A 307-nucleotide genomic window follows, 5' to 3' on the forward strand; every position below is an offset into this window, starting at 1 on the left:
ATTTCAGCTTCCATCAACTTTTGTTGATGATGGCTAAGATAGTTATAACGGAATGTGGTTTCAGCAGCATTAGCGCCACTGTATGCCCCCTCGGCTTTGCCGGTAAATACCGATCCCGCTACACCGCCCAAAAATCGGACAAACTGTGCCTGACGTTCAGATTTAGCCTGCCAGTTTTGCGAACCGATAAAATTCTCACCCATCACCGCACCGGCAAGCTCGGCGGCCAATGCCCCGGCCGCCGCACCTTTCGCATCACCACCACCAATTTCAGCCGCCACGCCCGCCACGACTGCATGACTCAGCG

Annotated in this window: 1 protein-coding gene; it reads right to left on the reverse strand. The window is 54.4% G+C overall.

Annotated features, from left to right (window positions below; translation table 11 throughout):
• Nucleotides 1–307: VENN motif pre-toxin domain-containing protein (locus FTA91_RS12990; RefSeq protein ID WP_145583472.1), on the reverse strand; the 307-nt coding region annotated here is incomplete at both ends.

This window comes from Yersinia thracica (assembly GCF_902170565.1).
Lineage (GTDB): Bacteria > Pseudomonadota > Gammaproteobacteria > Enterobacterales > Enterobacteriaceae > Yersinia > Yersinia thracica.